Source organism: Myxococcus sp. RHSTA-1-4 (assembly GCF_020037125.1).
Classification (GTDB): Bacteria; Myxococcota; Myxococcia; order Myxococcales; family Myxococcaceae; genus Myxococcus.
The window spans coordinates 149,997-166,362 of the sequence record NZ_JAIQDG010000006.1; the positions used below are offsets into that span (position 1 = coordinate 149,997).

At 69.7% G+C, this 16,366-nt stretch carries 10 protein-coding genes; 4 read left to right on the top strand and 6 right to left on the bottom strand.

What is annotated here, in order from left to right; all coding sequences use genetic code 11:
- Nucleotides 1–11: 11 nt before the first annotated feature.
- Both K8638_RS11360 and K8638_RS11365 read left to right on the top strand, forming a co-directional pair.
- Nucleotides 12–6,350 carry an RHS repeat-associated core domain-containing protein gene (locus K8638_RS11360; protein WP_223754490.1) on the top strand — a complete coding sequence of 2,113 codons (6,339 nt, stop codon included), beginning with the start codon at nt 12–14 and terminating at the stop codon, nt 6,348–6,350.
- The gene (locus K8638_RS11365; protein WP_223754491.1) at nt 6,347–6,814 is read left to right on the top strand and encodes an immunity 26/phosphotriesterase HocA family protein; all 468 of its coding nucleotides are present in this window, start codon (nt 6,347–6,349) and stop codon (nt 6,812–6,814) included. The genes K8638_RS11360 and K8638_RS11365 overlap by 4 nt, the downstream gene beginning before the upstream one ends.
- A gap of 97 nt (nt 6,815–6,911) precedes the next feature.
- On the opposite strand, the gene K8638_RS11370 is transcribed toward K8638_RS11365, so the two are convergent.
- The 6 genes from K8638_RS11370 to K8638_RS11395 all read right to left on the bottom strand — a co-directional run bounded on the left by K8638_RS11370 (nt 6,912) and on the right by K8638_RS11395 (nt 14,010).
- Entirely contained in the window at nt 6,912–7,955 is a 1,044-nt protein-coding gene (locus tag K8638_RS11370; protein WP_223754492.1) for a phosphatase domain-containing protein, read from the bottom strand.
- Nucleotides 7,952–8,989 (bottom strand): phosphate acyltransferase PlsX, encoded by a 1,038-nt coding sequence (gene plsX, locus K8638_RS11375; protein ID WP_223754493.1) that lies wholly within the window; start codon nt 8,987–8,989, stop codon nt 7,952–7,954. The genes K8638_RS11370 and plsX overlap by 4 nt, the downstream gene beginning before the upstream one ends.
- Nucleotides 8,990–8,999: 10 nt before the next feature.
- Nucleotides 9,000–10,280, bottom strand: a complete 1,281-nt coding sequence (locus K8638_RS11380; RefSeq protein WP_223754494.1) for an MFS transporter — start codon at nt 10,278–10,280, stop codon at nt 9,000–9,002.
- A gap of 90 nt (nt 10,281–10,370) precedes the next feature.
- Nucleotides 10,371–12,416: an adventurous gliding motility protein GltC gene (gene gltC / locus K8638_RS11385; RefSeq protein ID WP_223754495.1), complete on the bottom strand. Its 2,046-nt coding sequence runs from the start codon at nt 12,414–12,416 to the stop codon at nt 10,371–10,373.
- Nucleotides 12,413–13,189 (bottom strand): outer membrane beta-barrel domain-containing protein, encoded by a 777-nt coding sequence (locus K8638_RS11390; protein ID WP_223754496.1) that lies wholly within the window; start codon nt 13,187–13,189, stop codon nt 12,413–12,415. The genes gltC and K8638_RS11390 overlap by 4 nt, the downstream gene beginning before the upstream one ends.
- Nucleotides 13,186–14,010 carry an outer membrane beta-barrel domain-containing protein gene (locus K8638_RS11395; protein WP_223754497.1) on the bottom strand — a complete coding sequence of 275 codons (825 nt, stop codon included), beginning with the start codon at nt 14,008–14,010 and terminating at the stop codon, nt 13,186–13,188. Before K8638_RS11395 ends, K8638_RS11390 begins: the two co-directional genes overlap by 4 nt.
- Nucleotides 14,011–14,285: 275 nt before the next feature.
- Here K8638_RS11395 and cglC point away from each other — a divergent pair, with 275 nt between their 5' ends.
- Both cglC and K8638_RS11405 read left to right on the top strand, forming a co-directional pair.
- Nucleotides 14,286–14,810, top strand: a complete 525-nt coding sequence (gene cglC / locus K8638_RS11400) for an adventurous gliding motility lipoprotein CglC (RefSeq protein WP_223754498.1) — start codon at nt 14,286–14,288, stop codon at nt 14,808–14,810.
- Nucleotides 14,811–14,894: 84 nt separating this feature from the next.
- Nucleotides 14,895–16,325, top strand: a complete 1,431-nt coding sequence (locus K8638_RS11405; RefSeq protein ID WP_223754499.1) for a VWA domain-containing protein — start codon at nt 14,895–14,897, stop codon at nt 16,323–16,325.
- The last annotated feature ends 41 nt before the right edge of the window (nt 16,326–16,366 follow it).

Sequence of the window (16,366 nt, forward strand, 5' to 3'; positions counted from 1 at the left end):
AAGACACCACCATGAGCCTGAGACTGAAAGCGGGTCTGCTTGGGACCCTCCTCCTCACCGCCTGCGGCGGAGCGGAGACCGGCACGCGGGACGTGTCCGCGCAGGAGTGCAACCCCAGCGCGACGGCGGCGGTGCGCGAAGGCGTCGCGGTGGCGGGGCAGTGGAATGCCGAGCGCGAGGGGCAGAGTGCCCGCGCGGAGAAGGTGCGCGCCCCCTCCACCCTGTCGTGGCGGAGCGAGAAGCCCCTGCCCGGCGAGGCGACGGCGACGCTGCGCCTCGTCCAGGGCGACGGGACGCAACTGGGCTGCCGCTTCGTGGCGCGCGACCAGGCGCTCGTCCTCGACACGTGCGACATGCCGGACGCCCTCGTCCCGGACGTCGTCCACGCCGAGCTGACGCTGGCCGGCACCGGAGACGGTGAGGCGACGGCCTGCCTCCAGGAGCTCGCGCCAGACGCGGCCCAGGTGGCCGTGCCCGGCGTCCTCGACGGCCAGGCCCGCCCGCCCGAGGGCGGCGGCACGGCAGAGGACCCGGACGCGGCACGTGGCCCCCAGGAGGCTCCGGAGACGGCCAGCGCCCCCGGTGGCGCCCTCCCGTCGGTGGGGCTCATCCACGGGCCTCGCGTGTCCCCGGACGAGGCCGTCCGCTACTACGAGACGCAGTCCCGCCGGGCCGACGCTCCCATCATGCAGGCCGCCCTCGTGCAGCCCGTCGGTGACCTCGCCGAGCTCGCCAGGGCGCTGCGCTCCGACGTGGACCGCATCCACGAGTACGTCCACGACACCATCGCCTTCACCCCCACGTGGGGCCTCAAGAAGAGCCCCCAGTCCGTCATCCTGGACCAGGCGGGCAACGCCTTCGACCAGGCCAACCTCATGGTGCAGCTGCTGCGCGCCTCCGGCTACACCGCCGAGGTCGTGCAGGGCACGCTCAGCCTCGCCCCCGCCGACGTCGAGGGCTGGCTCGGCTCCAAGAAGGGCGCGGTGCTGAGCTGGCTGCTGCCCAGCGGCGGCATCCCCATGGCCTACGGCCAGGACGCCAATGGCGACGTCACCGTCGTGGAGATGGGCCACGTCTGGGTCCGCGCCACGGGCAAGGAGCTGGGCACCACCTGGTACCACTTCGACCCTGCCCGGAAGCAGGCCTCCCTCACCCCGGCGGCCATCAGCCTCTCCTCCGTCCTGGGCTACACCCAGAGCGACTTCCTCACCTCCGTGGGCGGCGTCGCCGGTGACGTCTCGGGCGCGTCCCTGAAGAGCTTCAACGGCACGGCGCTCCGCCAGAAGCTGCACACCTACGCCACCAACCTCATCAACACGGTGCGCGCCAGCCACACCTTCAAGACGATGGACCAGACGCTGGGCGGCCGCCCCATCCAGTCCATCGCCGGCCAGGCCGACCTGCGCGTCACGGCCAACCCCAAGCTGAAGGCCGGCACGACGCCCACCCTCTGGGCGTCCATCCCCACCTCGTACCTCCCCACGCTGCGGCTGCAGGTGGGCGGCATCGACAAGACCTTCTACGCCTCCGACCTGGGCGGCAAGCGCCTCACCCTCCGCTACGGCGCCGACAACAAGGCGGTCCTCCTCCTGGACGGCGTGACACAGGCGACGGCGACGACGGCGGGCACGGCCGGCGGAACGCAGGCGATGACCGTCACCATCAACGAGGCCTACGCCGCCAACAGCGGCACCTACGCGGACCAGTCCGGGACGATGTACCTGCGCGTCGGCGCCAACTACACCTACGCCATCATGAATGGCTGGGGCGCCACCGGACGCGGCGCCAGCGAGTCCCACCGGCAGAAGTCCACCACCCTGCGGGCGGGTGGAAGCGCGGGGGACTCCGAGGCGGTGCTGGGCGAGTCGCTCCAGCAGCTGGCCGACCTGTGGCTGGCCGAGCGCAGCGTGACGTCGGCCCTCCTCGAGCGCGTCACCAACTCCTACGTCCTGACCCACCACGTGGTGGGCGTGGCGGGGCAGACGACCGCGCCGTACGTGGACATCCCCTTCGCCTACGGCTCCACCATCTCCAAGGCGGGCGGCAGTGATTTGACGGCCTTCTTCTCCACCGCCGGCTTCGGCAGCGCCTACGAGTCGACCGTCCTCGAGCAGACGCAGGCGGTGGAGGGCATCTCCACGGTGAGCCTCTTCGACGTGGCCAACACCGCGGGGAAGACCTTCTACGAGGCGACGAGCCTGAACTGGGCGACCATCAAGCCCAAGCTGGCGGCCCTCAACTACGACGCCAACGAGCTGGCCAACGCGGAGGCCTACATCAACGCGGGCTACCGCATCATCATCCCCGGCGAGGGCAACCTGGGCCAGGGCTCGTGGGTGGGCTTCACCTTCCTCGCCGTCAGCTCGGGCAACAACGCCATCGGCCACATCATCAACGGCGCCAAGGGAGGCTTCTCCAGCACCACGGTGGCGTCCACCACCGCGTCCTCGAGCATCGAGACGAGCGCGCAGTCGTCCGCGACCAACGGTGGAAACGCCGCCTCCCAGCCGAAGTCGGGTGACCCGGTCAACGTGGTGACGGGTGATTTCGTGCACGAGGTGGAGGACCTGCAGGTGGGGCCGCCGGAGGCGGAGTTCGTCTTCAAGCGCGGCTACAACTCGGGGGCCTGGCTGCGAGACGGCGTGCTGGGCCGCGGCTGGGGCCACAACCTCGACGTCCGCGTGCGCGAGGACAGCGACGGCTTCCAGGGCCTGGGCGAGGACTCGACGGCGGACGCGGCATCGATGCTCGTCGGCCTGTACGTCGCGCATGACCTGCTGGCGACGGACAAGGGCCTGAAGAACCTCGTGCTGGCCACGATGGTGCAGGAGTGGGCCACCCAGTCGCTGGTGGACAACGCCGCGACGGTGTCCGTCATGGGCGCCAACCAGCAGTTCATCAAGGCCCCCAATGGCCTCGACGCCGGGGGCGCGCGCCTCTTCCGCTACCTGCCCCCGCCCGGCTCCGCGTCCACCCTCACGAAGCCCGCCAACTGGCAGCTGACGGCGAAGACGCAGGAGGTGATGACGTTCAACGCCGACGGCACGGTGGCCACCCTCCGGAATCCCAACGGGGTGGGGCTGAACTTCACCTACTCCGGCGGGCTGCTGACCTCCGTGACGCACACCCACGGCTGGAGCCTGACGTTCACCCATGCCTCGGGGCGGCTGACCACCGTCACCGACGGGGCCGGCCGCTCCGTCCAGTACACCCTGACGGGCAGCAACCTGACGGGGGTGAGGAACCCGCGGCTGAACACGACGACGTACAGCTACGTGCAGCCGGGGCAGGTGCGGAGCATCTTCTATCCCACGGCGCCGACGGTGGCCTTCGTCACCAACACGTATGACTCGCTGGGGCGCGTCAAGGAGCAGCTCGACGCCAACGGCATGCTGACGCAGTACTTCGTCGCCGGCACCCGCACGGAGGAGGTGGACCCGCTCGGCAACACGAAGGTCTGGTACTTCGACGACAACGGGAAGGTGCGGCGCTTCATCGACCCGCGCGGCTTCGCGACGACGTACACGTACGACGGCCAGCAGAACCTGGTGGGCACGCGGCTGCCCGAGGGCAACCAGGTCCTCCTCACCTACGACTCGCGCTTCAACGTCATCGAGACGCGCGTCAAGCCCAAGACGGGCACGGGAGACCTCGTCACCACGGCCTCCTACCACGCCACCTGGAACAAGCCGGAGTGGACGCGGGACGCGCTCGGAAACCAGACGACGTACCAGTACGACACGAAGGGCAACCTCCTCAAGCGCATCCAGCCCCTCGTCGACGGCGTCAACCCGACGACGACGTGGACGTACAACACGCGCGGGCAGGTGGTGGACGAGACGGACCCGACGGGCCGGCTGGTGCGCCACACCTACGACGAGGCGGGGAAGAAGACGCTGCTGCAGCGCCAGGTGGACCCGGCCGGCCTCAACCTCGTCACCCAGTACGGCTACACCCCCGCGGGTGACGTGGCCTCGGTGACGGACCCGCGCGGCTTCGTCACCACCTACGTGTACAACGCCAACCGGCTGCTGGAGCGCACGGTGGAGCCGGTGCCCGCGACGGGCCAGGCCGCCCCGGTGACGGAGTCCACGTACGACGCCGACGACCGCCTGACGGAGACGCGCCGCCAGCTCGGCACGCAGTGGCTGCGCCAGGTCCGCACGTACACGCCGACGGGCAACGTGGCCACCGTCTCCGCCTGGGCCCACACCGTCGACGGCACCACCCCGAAGAGCGTCAACACCTACGACAACGCGGGCCGCCTCCTGTCGGTGACGGACATGGAAGGGCGCGTCACCCGCTACGACAGGTACGCCGACGGCAGCGAGTGGCGCGTCTACCTCGCCTACGGCACGGCCTCGCAGGCCACCTACGCCACCTACACGTACACCAACAACGGGCGCGTGCAGACGCTGACGGACGCCAAGGGCAACAAGACGACGTACGAGTACGACGCGTACGACAGGCTGAAGCGCACGTACTTCCCCAACCCCACGACGGCGGGCCAGTCCAGCACCACGGACTATGAAGAGCTGGGCTACGACGCCGCCGGCAACGTCACCAGCCAGCGGACGCGGGCGGGGCAGACCCTCACCTTCGTCTACGACGTCCTCCAGCGGCTGCGGCAGCGCACCAGCACCGTCGTGCCCAACGTCGCCTACGACTTCGACGCGGCGGGCCGGCCCTCGCAGACGCGCTACGCGGACGGCTCTCACGTCATCAGCTACACCTACGACAACGCCGGCCGCGTCACCCAGACGAGCGACGTCGTCGGCACGTGGACGCGCAACATCGGCACGACGTACAACAAGTCCGGTGGCCTGGAGCGGCTGACGTGGCCGGACGGCTACTACGTCACCTACGAGTACGACGGCGCCAACCGCGTCACCGCGGTGAAGGAGTCGGGCACCACCACCCTCGTCACCTTCGCGTACGACCAGGCCTCGCGGCGCACCTCCATGGCGCGCGGCGGCGTGACGACGTCGTACTCGTACTGGCCGGCGGGCCCCGTGTACCAGCTCACGCACGACACCGCGGGCACCGCCGACGACGTGACGCTCACCCATGGCTACAACAAGGCCCACCAGCTCACGGGCCTGTGGTCGACGAATGCCGCGTATGTCTATGTCCCGCCCGCGGCGCAGACGGCGGCCTACGTCTCCAACGGCCTGAACCAGTACACGACGTGGACGGGCCAGGCGCAGGCCTACGACGCCAACGGCAACCTCACCTCCAGCAACGGCCGGACGCTGGGCTACGACGCCCTCAACCGTCTCGCCAGCGCCACCCAGGGCACCACCTCCGCCACGTACGGCTACGACCCGGTGGGCCGCCGGGTGAAGAAGACGGTCGCCGGTACCGTCAGCCAGGTGCTGCTGGCGGGGCTGGCGGAGCTTGCCGACTACAACGGCGCCAACGCCCTCATCCGCCGCTACATCCCCGGCCCGGGACTGGATGAGCCGCTCGCCATCATCGAGGGCACCGCGAAGAAGTACCTGCTGGCGGACCGCCTCGGCAGCATCATCGGCGTCACGGATGCCGCCGGCACCGTGACGGCGAAGTACACCTACGGCCCGTTCGGCGAGGCGTCGGTGGCCTCCTGCCAGCCGACGACGGCCGGCTGCGTGGCCCTGCGCTGGCAGGGGCGCCGCGAGGACGCGGAGACGGGCCTCGTGGACCTGCGCGCCCGCGCCTACGCCCCCTGGCTGGGCCGCTTCGTGCAGACCGACCCCATCGGCACCCAGGACGACGTCAACCTCTACGCCTACGTCCGCAATGACCCCCTCAACCTCGTCGACCCGTTCGGCACCGAGGCCAAGGGGGTGTCCGGCTGGCGCGCGTCCCTGGACGCGTTCTTCACCGGCATCGGCGAACACGCCCTGGGCGAGTTCAACCCGCCCAGTGAAAACCGCATGTCCTACCTGTTCGGGTACGGCGTGGGAGCCGCCCTGGAGAGCGGGGGCCGCGGCGGCAGGGGCGGCGTCCGGGCCCCCCCGACGATGGGCATCCGGGGAGGCTCGAGGACCTACCAGACGTACACGAAGACCCATCCGACGACGGGCGATGTATATACGGGCCGCACCAGCGGGACGGGCACCCCCGCCCAGAACGTGGCCAGGCGGGATGCGAATCACCACATGAACGGGCAGGGTTATGGCCCAGCCGTCCTGGACAAATCCTCGAGCAACCCGGCCGCCATCCGGGGACGCGAGCAGCAGGGGATTGACGCCAATGGCGGTGCCCGGTCGACGGGTGGCACCTCCGGGAATGCCATCAACGGCATCTCCCCCAACAACCCGAACCGGCAGACCTACATCGACGCCGCGAAAAAAGAGTTCGGACCATGAGCGCAGCACGCAGGGTAAGACGCAGGGTGGGCGACATCGTGGCCATCCCCCTCTCCGAGGGCAGGCTCGCGTTCGCGTGGGTCCTGCCAGAGCCGCTGATGGCGTTCTTTGACTTCCGGGCTCGAGAGCCAGCGCCTCCCGTCGAGGAGATTGCTGGCAAGCCCATCGCCTTCAGCCTCTGGGTGATGAACCACGCGGTCACCAGCGGCCTCTGGCCGGTGCTCGGACGGGTCACCGTGCCCGAGGAGCTCCTGCGTCCCCCTGCGTTCTTCAAGCAGGACCCGCTGTCGGGGGCACTGAGCATCACCCACGACGGCGGGGACGAGCGCCCCGCGAGCCGCGAAGAGTGCCTGCATCTGGAGCGGGCGGCCGTGTGGGAGCCCGGCCACGTCGTGGACCGGCTGGAGGACCACTTCGCCGGCCGGCCGAACAAGTGGGTGGAGTCGCTGCGGGTCCGGGGCTGACCGTCCCGGGCCTCACGGGCGGAGGTGCCAAAGTCACCGGCACCTCCGTCCCGGCCCACCGCGCCGGCCCGGAAGGCCTCGGGGCCCTCGCCCCGCCCTACTCCGCCGGCTTCGTCCGCCCCTTGTGGTTGCGGGGCAGCGCGTGGTGGATGAGCTTCACGTAGTCCACCGCCTGCACCGGCGGGGGCGGCGGCGGCGTGCCCAGCGCGGCCAGGCGCTTGCTGAACGCGGAGAGGATGTCCGGCATGGGCCGCATCGCCGCCAGCAGCTTGTTGGGCCCCTCCAGCGCCTGGGACAGCGCAATCGCCGCCTGCTGCAGCGGCAGCCCGCGCCGCAGCAGGTCCTGGAACGAGTTGGACAGGGTGATGATGTTGTGCCCCGCCGTCTGCACCATCTCCACGGCAATCTTGAGCACCTGCGGCGCCGTCAGGTGGCCGTCCGCCAGCAGCACCAGCGCCGCCTGGAAGTAGTTGAAGATGGGCACCACGCGCGGCCCGTACGCGGAGAACTGCGCGGGCGGCGTCAGCCGGTCCAGGTGGATGAAGATGCGCCGCACCGGGTCCGACACCGGAATCTTCTTCCACGCCGCGCGCACCCGCTCCGCGTCGTCCGGGTACACCCCGCCCGCCTCCAGCACCTGCGACAGCACCCGCTCGTCCACGCGGCCCGCAATCAGGTCCGCGTACAGCGAGTAGATGAACGCGTCCGCCTCCGCGTCGTCGCCGAAGAGCACCTCCTCGGCCTCCACCGGCGCGTGCACCCGGCTCTCCAGAATCGCCGGCAGCTTGTAGCCCACCTGCCCGCGCAGGGCCCGGAAGCGGCCGCGCAGGAGGTTGCCCACGTTGTCCTTGAGGACGAACTCGTCCCACTTCACGCCGTCCAGCTTGAGCTTCTCCTCCAGCACCGCCCGCATCTGCTTCGGGCTGCCGGAGACGATGCACAGCCGCGAGTCGCCCTGCTCCGACAGCTCGCGGATGAGCGCGCTCGCCCCGGGCACCGCCACCTTCTCGTGCGCCTTCTGGAACGCCGTGCGCAGCAAATCACGCAGCGAGTCGAAGTCCGTCTGGAGGTACGTCTTGTCCAGGTCCCACCGGTAGATGCGCCGGGGCGGACGTGGGTCGATGCGGTCCGGCAGGCTCACTTCTTCAGGCCTTCCCGGATGGCGGTACCGAGGTTGTTCGCCACCACCTTCGCCGCCACCTTCCCCGCGTTGGCGATGGCCCGCGACTTCGAGCGCCCGTGCGCCTTGATGAAGATTTTGTCGAAGCCCAGAATCGGCGCCCCACCGTACTGGTTCCAGTCGGTGATGTCCTTGATGCGCTGGATGCCGCTGGACAGCATGGCCAGGCCCGCGCGCCAGCGCAGGCTCTCCTTGTAGGCGTACTGGGCCAGCTCCACCACCGTGTCGTGGACGCCCTCCAGCATCTTCAAGCAGACGTTGCCCACGAAGCCGTCCGTGACGATGACGTCCGCGGTGCCCTTCGGGATGTCGATGCCCTCCACGTTGCCGATGAAGTTGATGTCCGGCAGCTCCGACAGCCGCGCGTGCGCCTCCACCACCCGAGGCGGGCCCTTCTGCGGCTCCACGCCGTTGGACAGGAGCGCCACCTTCGGCCGCTCGTTGCGGGAGATGATGCGCGCGTAGGCCGAGCCCATGACGGCGAACGTCACCAGGTCATCCGCCGTGGCCTCCACCGTGGCGCCCACGTCGAGGATGAGGGAGAACGGGTCCTCCTTCGCGCCACGCACCGAGCGCGTCGGGTACACCGTGGCCAGCGCCGCGCGCCGCACGCCGGGGATGAGCTGGAAGTGCCGCGCGCACGCCAGCACGCCCGCGCCCGTGTTGCCCGCGGACACCAGCGCCTGGGCCTCGCCCTCCGCCACCAGCCGCGCCGCCACCGCCACCGAGGCGTTCGGCTTGCGCGCCAGCGCCTCGCCCGGCTTCTCGTCCATGCCGACGAAGTCCGCGGCGTGCTGCACGGAGATGCGCTCGCCGTTGTGCTTCGTCTCCGCCAGCGCCTCGTCGATGAGCGCCCGGTCGCCGACGAGCAGCGTGTGGATGTGCGGAGCCTCCAGCGACAGCATCGCCGCTCCGCGCACCACCTCCGCGGGGCCGTGGTCCGTCCCCATGACATCGAATGCAATCGTCACCGGCTGCGGCTGCGTCCCCACCATGGCCTCCATCTTAGGACCTTTGCCCGGCCCCCGCGCCTGCCATTCTCGCCTGGGCCACCAGGGACAACGCCAGCAGCCCCGCCATGCCCACCATGACGGCCGCCGTCCCATACGGCGCCCCCGGCCCCATACGGGTGAAGAGCCACCCGCCCAGCGCCGGCCCGACAATCCGCCCCAGCGAGCCGAAGGCCTGGAATGCCCCCAGCACCGCCCCCAGCCGCTCCGGCGGAGCATGGAGAGATACCAGGGCGGACAGACATGGGTTCACCAGCGCCGACCCCACCGCCAGGAGCCCCATCACGGGAAACAACCACGCGTACGTCGGTGCCACCGGGAGCAGGGCCAGTCCGGCCGCCGTCAGCCCGAAGCCCACCGTGGCCAGCAGGGCTTCGCGCCCCGGCCTGCCCTCCTCTCCTCCCGTCAACCGGCGCACCAGCCCGCCCTGTACGGCCGCGGACAGCACGCCCACCAGGGCGAAGAGCCAACCGGCCCGGAGGCTGGCCTCACGCAGCACGGCCGCATCCGGCAGCGCCGCCTGGAGGAACAGCCCCCCTTGCAGCGGCACCGGCCCCGACGAGAGGAAGCGCGTCAGGAGGTACACGGAGAAGGTGCCCTCCATCTGCGCGAAGGCCGTGGTGAACACCAGCACCAGCACCAGGCAGCGCCCCACCACCGGCAGGTGCAGCGCCACGGACGCGCCCTTCAGCGTGCGCGCGTGGCCCCCGGCCGCGTCCGGAGGCCGCGTCTCCGGGAGGAAGAAGAAGGTGCCCGTGAGGTTGAGCGCCACCAGTCCGGCAGCGAACAGTCCGATGGCGAGGTTGCCGCCCCAGGCCCCCAGGAAGCCCCCCAGCGCCGGGCCCAGCACGAAGCCCAGGCCGAAGGCCGCGCCGATGACGCCCATGCCCCGCGCCCTGTCCTTCGGAGGGGTGATGTCCGCCACCACCGCCTGCGCCGTGGAGATGTTGCCCCCGGACACCCCGTCGATGATGCGCGCCAGGAAGAGCAGCGGCAGCGAGTCCGCGAAGGCGAACAGCAGGTACCCCGCCAGCGAGCCCACCTGGCTCATCAGCAGCACCGGCCGCCGGCCGTACCTGTCGCTGAGCCGGCCCAGGAGCGGCGCGGCCAGCAGCTGCATGAGCGAATAGACGGAGATGAGCAGCCCCACCGTGAACGGCGAGGCGCCGAACTTCACTCCATACACACCGAGCTGCGGAATCAGGATGCCGAACCCGATGAGGTCCAGCGCGACGATTCCGAAGACGACGCGCAGTGACGCCGCCCGCCTCACCACCAGGAACCCCTTCCTCGAAAAAGAAAAACCGCCGGGAGCGCGGAAGATAGCGCCCCCGGCGGCAGGTGGAGAGTGAAGAAGTACCCGGCGCTACATCGCCTCGGCGGACTGGACGTTCCGGTTCGCCGTGTCGCGCTCGATGCAGCCCTTGGTCAGCGTGTACTGGTACGTGCCCAGCTCGTCACGCCAGTACTCGCCCTCGTACGGCCAATAGAGCTGGTCGTCCGGGACGGCCACCGAGTACTTGTACTTCTTGACGATGGCCGTGCGGCCACCCGCCTTGAGCTGCTCCTCGAGGAACTCCTTCTCCTTCGTCGTCGTCTCGAACTTGATGCGCAGGCCGTTGGCCAGCAGCTGCTTGAGCGCGACGAGCTCCGTCTCCAGCTTGCCCTTGGCCATGATACCGGCCTTGGAGATGAGGGCGGTGCGCTGGACCTTGAGGTCCTCCAGCAGCGACTTGCTCAGCTCCGAGTACTTGAACGTGTCCGCCTTGTTGGCGAAGGCGTCCATCTCCGCCTCCAGCTCGAGGATGGAGTCGTTCGTCTTGCGCAGGTCCTGGTCCGTCAGCGCCAGCCGGAGGATGCGCTCGAGGATGATGTCCGTCTCGTTCTTCTCCAGGCCCTCCTTGTTCTTCTTCTGCACCTCGGCGAGCACCGAGTAGTACTCCCCGGCGTCCATGTTCTTCTTCACCAGCGACTCGAGCTGGTCATGCACCGGCAGGTACGTGCGCTCGAAGTCCTGGAGGATGAGGTTGGACTCCCGGTAGCGGCAGTTCTCGTAATAGATGACCGCCTTCAGGATGAGCGCCTCGGGGAAGTACTCCTCGCGGAAGAAGGGCGAGGACAGGGTAATCAGGTTGCCCAGCGCCTGCTCGTACTGGCCCACGCGGTAGTTGGCCCAGCTCGACTCGAAGAGGGACTCCAGCCACTGCGTGTTCCCCCGCTCCACCTTGGCCAGGTAGAAGAGGGCGTAGCGGTTCTGCTGCATGCCGTAGTGCGTGCGGGCCAGCTGCATGAAGGCCAGCTCGCGCAGCGACTTGTCCAGCTTCGCCTGCTCGGCGGACTTGCCGGGCATGGGCCGGGTGAGGCGGATGACCTCCTTCATCGCCTCCACGGAGGCCAGCATCTCGCCGTTGCCGCGCTTGGAGGCCGCGTCCTTCTGCCGACTGCCGTTGCGGAACGAGGCAATGCCCTCCAGGTACTTCGCGCGCGGGAAGAACGGGTCCGTGCGGGGAATCATCAGCACCAGGCGCTTCACTTCCTCGAAGCTCTTGTCCGCATCCGCCGGCTGGCCCACCTGGTCCAGCGCGCGGCCACGCACGAAGTGGTAGCGCGCCAGGAGGTAGCGGAACTCGTTGCGGTACTTCTCCGGGAACTCCTGGTTCGCGTGCCGGGCAATCTCGTCGAGGATGACCGTCTCGTTCTTCGTCTTGCGGCTGATGAAGAAGAGCCACTCCAGGCTCGTCTTGAAGAACTTGGTGGACGGGCCCAGGGCGAGCAGCTTGGAGAACTCACCCAGGGACGAGTGGTACATGCCCATGCGGTAGAGCGACTTGGCGAGCACGTAGCGCGCCTCGGTGTGCAGGCCCGCCAGCTTCGCGTCACCCAGCAGCTCGTGCGCCGCCATGGCGGCCTTCTCGTACTCGTCGTTCTTGAAGAGGCTGACGGCCACGTCCAGCCGCTGGCGGTCCGCCGTCTTGCCGGAGACGTCCACCGCGTCGAAGGACATGGTGGGCGCGGCCGGCTTGGGCGCGTCCGACGTCAAATCCAACCCCAGGCCGCCGGCGGAGGCCGGAGGCGAGGCGGGAGTCGGCGCGGGCGCGGGCGTGGAGGCGGGGGTGGCCGCGGGCTGCGCGGGCACCGCGGGCGCGGTCTCCGCGGGCGTCAGCGCCCCGGCCGGGCTCTCGCTGGAGGCGGAGGCGTCCTCGGAAGTGTCCTCCGGCGTGGCCGGCGTGGCCTTGCCGCCCCGCGACTTGCGGGTGGAGGTCTTCTTCTTCTTGCTGGTGGAGCCTCGCTTCTTCTTCTTGGACTGGGCACCAAGGTCCAGTCCCTCGAAGCTCTGGGCGAAGCTGGGGGCCGTCCACGCGAGCGCGAGCCCGAGGACGGCGACACGGATGAGCCGGAAGGAGCGGATCATGACTCGGAGCCGTTGAGGAAGAAGAAGGACACGCCCAGCTCGAACAGGAGCTGGTTTCGCAGGTAGTTGTCGGCGTCGCGGCTCTTCTCCACGTAGATGAGGTCACGCACCTCGGCGCGCAGCGTCACCCAGCGGTTGAAGAAGAAGCGAGCGCCCACGCCCAGGTTGGCGCCGCCGGTGAGGTAGTTCTTCGCGGCGAGCGCGTCGTCCAGGTCCGGGCCCCGGTACTGCACCACGGAGGCGCCCGCGATGCCGTACATGTCGAAGCTGACGAACTTCTCCGCCAGCAGCGACAGCTTGCCGTAGATGGGGGCCCACTGGACGTCCGCGCCACCCAGCAGCTTGAGCTGGCCGGGGGCCTGCCCGTCGAGCTGGTTCATGGTGGGCGAGCCGCAGCCACGCGTGGCGTCCGCGCCCGTGCCGTCGAAGGTGCAGATCTGCGCCGCGCCGGCCACCGTGTTGATGGCGTAGCCCAGGCGAAGGCTGACACCGACCGTCTCCAGCGGGTGGTACGTCAGCGTGCCGCCGAAGATGTACTTGCTGAAGAAGGCATCGCGCAGCGACGCCGTGACGGACGGGCTGAACTCGAAGCGCCCCTTCTTGAGGAAGAGGTGCCCGGAGACCGGCCGCACGCGCTCGCGCAGCGGCCCGAGCCGGTCCTTGTCCACCTCGGACACGTCACCGGCCTCCGTCTCTTCAGAGGTCGACTGGGCGTGGCCCAGCACGGGCGCGACGAGGCACAGGGCCAGGAGCAGACGAAGAGCGAGCTTCATTCCGCGTCCCTCCCCGTCGAGCTGAACGGCAGGAACAGAGAGATGCCGGCGTTGAGCGTCATGACGTTCTGGACGGCGCCCTTGCTGCTGCCCAGGGGCTGGTCCACGTAGGAGGTATTGATGAGGGCCACGTTCACGGCGACGAAGTCCTTCGCCACGAAGCGCATGCCCAGGCCCAGGTCGGCGGCGGGGTTGAGGCCGCGGTCGGGCAGCGAGGACGTCTCCGTCTTCACCACGCCCGCGCCCGCCAGCAGGTAGCCGTCGAAGTGGAGGATGGAGTTGAGGAACGCCACCTTGCCGTACAGCGGGCTCCACTCCACGTCGCCCATGGCGGACCACTCGGGCACCGAGTTGTAGATCTTGCTCTGGAAGGTCGTCTTCGCCAGGCGCACGTCGTCGGACGGCACCACCTGCATCAGCGAACCGCGCGCGGCGATGGCCAGCGTGTCCGCCAGGTAGTACGCGCCGCGCAGCGACGCGCCGACCTTGGAGTAGAACGGATCATTCACCGAGATGCTGATGAGCGGCGTCAGCTCGAAGCGGCCCTTCTTCAGATACACCTTTCGCTGGACGCTCTTCACCCGGTCCTCCTGGGTGATGTCCGTCAGTGGTGGCGGAGCAGCCAGTTCCGGCGCCGGCTCTTCCGTGGCAGTGGCCGTGGCGGGCGTGGCCTCCTCGGCGGGAGGTGGAGTGGGAGATTCCTCGGGGGTCGAGGCAGGCTGGGACTCTTCCGTCAGGTCGAGTCCCATGCCTTCCTGGCTCTGGGCGGGTGCCAGCGAAGGCACCAGACACAGGGCGAGCAGCAACGTGGGGCGGTTCAAATCCGGGGGCTCCGTGAGGGAGGGGGGCGTAACTGCCACCGGGGGTACAGCTGGACTCTCGGCTTGCGCATCCTATCGGCCGCATTCCCAACCATCAACCGCCCCGCGCACGCCTGGTTGCCCTGTATCCCTCCGGTATTCCTTCACAATTCCACCATCTCAGACCGTGGTACGGGGGCGTTGGCCTTCAGGGGTGCTGTGATACCCTTCTGGATGCTTCGCGGGCCCCGAGGTTCCGCGCCCCCCATCCCCCTTCTGTCGAGGTCCGAGGTCTCATGAAGATGTCCGTGCGAACCACCCTGCTGATGTCCGCCGCGCTGCTGCTGGGCGGCTGCGAGGTGACCAGCGAGATTGGCAAGCCGTGCGCCCTGGTCCGCAAGGCGACCGCCGAGGAGAAGGCGCAGACCGGCCAGGACACCATGCCCATTCTCGAGAAGGAGATCGCCGCGCGGCAGGACTTCATCTCCTTCGGCTCCCTGGGGTGCGAGGACCTCATCTGCGTGAGGGATCAGGACTACCCCCGCGCGCTGAACGAGGACGGCACGGTGAACGGGAACGCCCCCGCCATGGGCTACTGCAGCAAGCCCTGCGTGGAGGGCTCCAGCGCCTGCGAGGTGAAGGACACCAGCGACGTGCTGCCGGGGCTGCCGGAGCGCATGGCGTGCCGCCCCCTGCTGCTGGACCAGGCCACCCTGGAGGCCCTGCGCGCGGAGAACGAGGCCCAGTACCGGGCGACGTTCGGCGAGAACAACTCGCCCTTCTTCTGCGCGGGCGCACCCGTGGCCGAGACGGGCACCTGACACTTTCCGGCGCGGAAGGTAGACCTTTTCCCGCACCTCGTTCGTAAAGGCAGGGCCCGCGTCGCTCGCGCAAGGAGCCCTGCCATGAACCGAACGGTCCTCTTCCTCAGCCTGGCCGGCGGCCTCGCCCTCACCGCCCTGGTGCTGGGGCTGCCCCAGTTGAGCCAGCCGCCGAAGCCGCCGTCCCCCGTGCTGGTGGCTCCGCCGGTGCCCACCCCGCCCTCTCCCCCGTCCGTGACGGCGACGCACGGCTCGCTCACCATGACGAGCCGCCTGTCCCACCCGTACATCCCCACGGGCACCTCCGAGCTCTTCGCCACGGTGGACCTGACGGGCGCCGAGGTGCCGGGGGCGAAGCGCAGCCCCGTCAACCTGGCGCTGGTCATCGACCGCTCGGGCTCCATGAGCGGCTACAAGCTGGCCCAGGCGAAGCAGGCGGCGCGGCACCTGGTGTCCCTGCTGCGTGACGAGGACCGGCTGGCCATCGTCCACTACGGCTCGGACGTGAAGAGCCTGCCGTCCCTGCAGGCCACGCCCGGCAACCGGGAGCGGATGCTCCAGTACATCGACGGCATCTGGGACGAGGGCGGCACCAACATCGGCGCGGGCCTGTCCGCCGGCCGCTTCCAGCTCACCTCGGCGCAGGGCGCGTACTCCGTCAACCGCCTCATCCTGATGAGCGACGGCCAGCCCACCGAGGGCGTCACCGACGACGCGGGCCTGACGCAGCAGGCGCGCGAGCTGCGCGCCGCCGGCATCACCCTGAGCGCCATCGGCGTGGGCACGGACTTCAACGAGGACCTGATGCAGGCGTTCGCCGAGTACGGCGCGGGCGCGTACGGCTTCCTGGAGGACGCGGGGCAGCTGGCCACCCTCTTCCAGAAGGACCTGCAGCAGGCCACCACCTCCGTGGCGCGCGACGTGACGTTGACCTTCACCCTGCCCCCGGGCACGTCGCTGGGCGAGGTGCTGGGCTACCGCGCCAGCCAGTCCGGCAACGTGGTGAGCGTGACGCTGCCGGACTTCTCCGCGGGGCAGCTCGAGCGCGTGGTGGTGCGGCTGAACGTCACGGATGACGTCGTGGGCCGCACGGTGCGGGTCACGGACCTGAAGCTCGCGTACACGGACCTCATCCGCAGCGTGGGCGTGGAGAACGGGGCCTCGCTGTCCGCGGTGGTGACGGACCGGCGCGAGGAGGTGCTGGCGCGGCAGGACAAGGAGGCCACGGTGTACGCGGCGCGGGCCCGCAGCGCCGTCAACATGCAGAAGGCCGCCGAGGCCCTGCGCGGTGGCCGCAAGGACGAGGCGAAGGGCTACCTCCAGCAGAATCAGGCCCTCTTCCACGAGGCCAGCGCCGTGGCGGGCGCCGCCGCGGTGGCCCCCGACATGGCCGAGCAGCAGGCCACGATGGACGAGTACGACGGCGCCGACAGCGAGGAGGAGTCGCGGGCCGCCGTCAAGAAGAGCAAGGTGCGGGCCCTGAAGAGCTTCGGAAAGCTGGGCTCCACCTACTGAAGCCCCGCCCCGCCGGGCGCTCCCGCCCCGCCCCCACGAAG

Excerpts from the sequence above, each read along its gene's own strand:
- K8638_RS11360 (WP_223754490.1), top strand. The coding sequence starts at position 12 with ATGAGCCTGAGACTGAAAGCGGGTCTGCTTGGGACCCTCCTCCTCACC.
- K8638_RS11365 (WP_223754491.1), top strand. The coding sequence starts at position 6,347 with ATGAGCGCAGCACGCAGGGTAAGACGCAGGGTGGGCGACATCGTGGCC.
- plsX (WP_223754493.1), bottom strand. The coding sequence starts at position 8,989 with ATGGTGGGGACGCAGCCGCAGCCGGTGACGATTGCATTCGATGTCATG.
- gltC (WP_223754495.1), bottom strand. The coding sequence starts at position 12,416 with ATGATCCGCTCCTTCCGGCTCATCCGTGTCGCCGTCCTCGGGCTCGCG.
- K8638_RS11390 (WP_223754496.1), bottom strand. The coding sequence starts at position 13,189 with ATGAAGCTCGCTCTTCGTCTGCTCCTGGCCCTGTGCCTCGTCGCGCCC.
- cglC (WP_223754498.1), top strand. The coding sequence starts at position 14,286 with ATGAAGATGTCCGTGCGAACCACCCTGCTGATGTCCGCCGCGCTGCTG.
- K8638_RS11405 (WP_223754499.1), top strand. The coding sequence starts at position 14,895 with ATGAACCGAACGGTCCTCTTCCTCAGCCTGGCCGGCGGCCTCGCCCTC.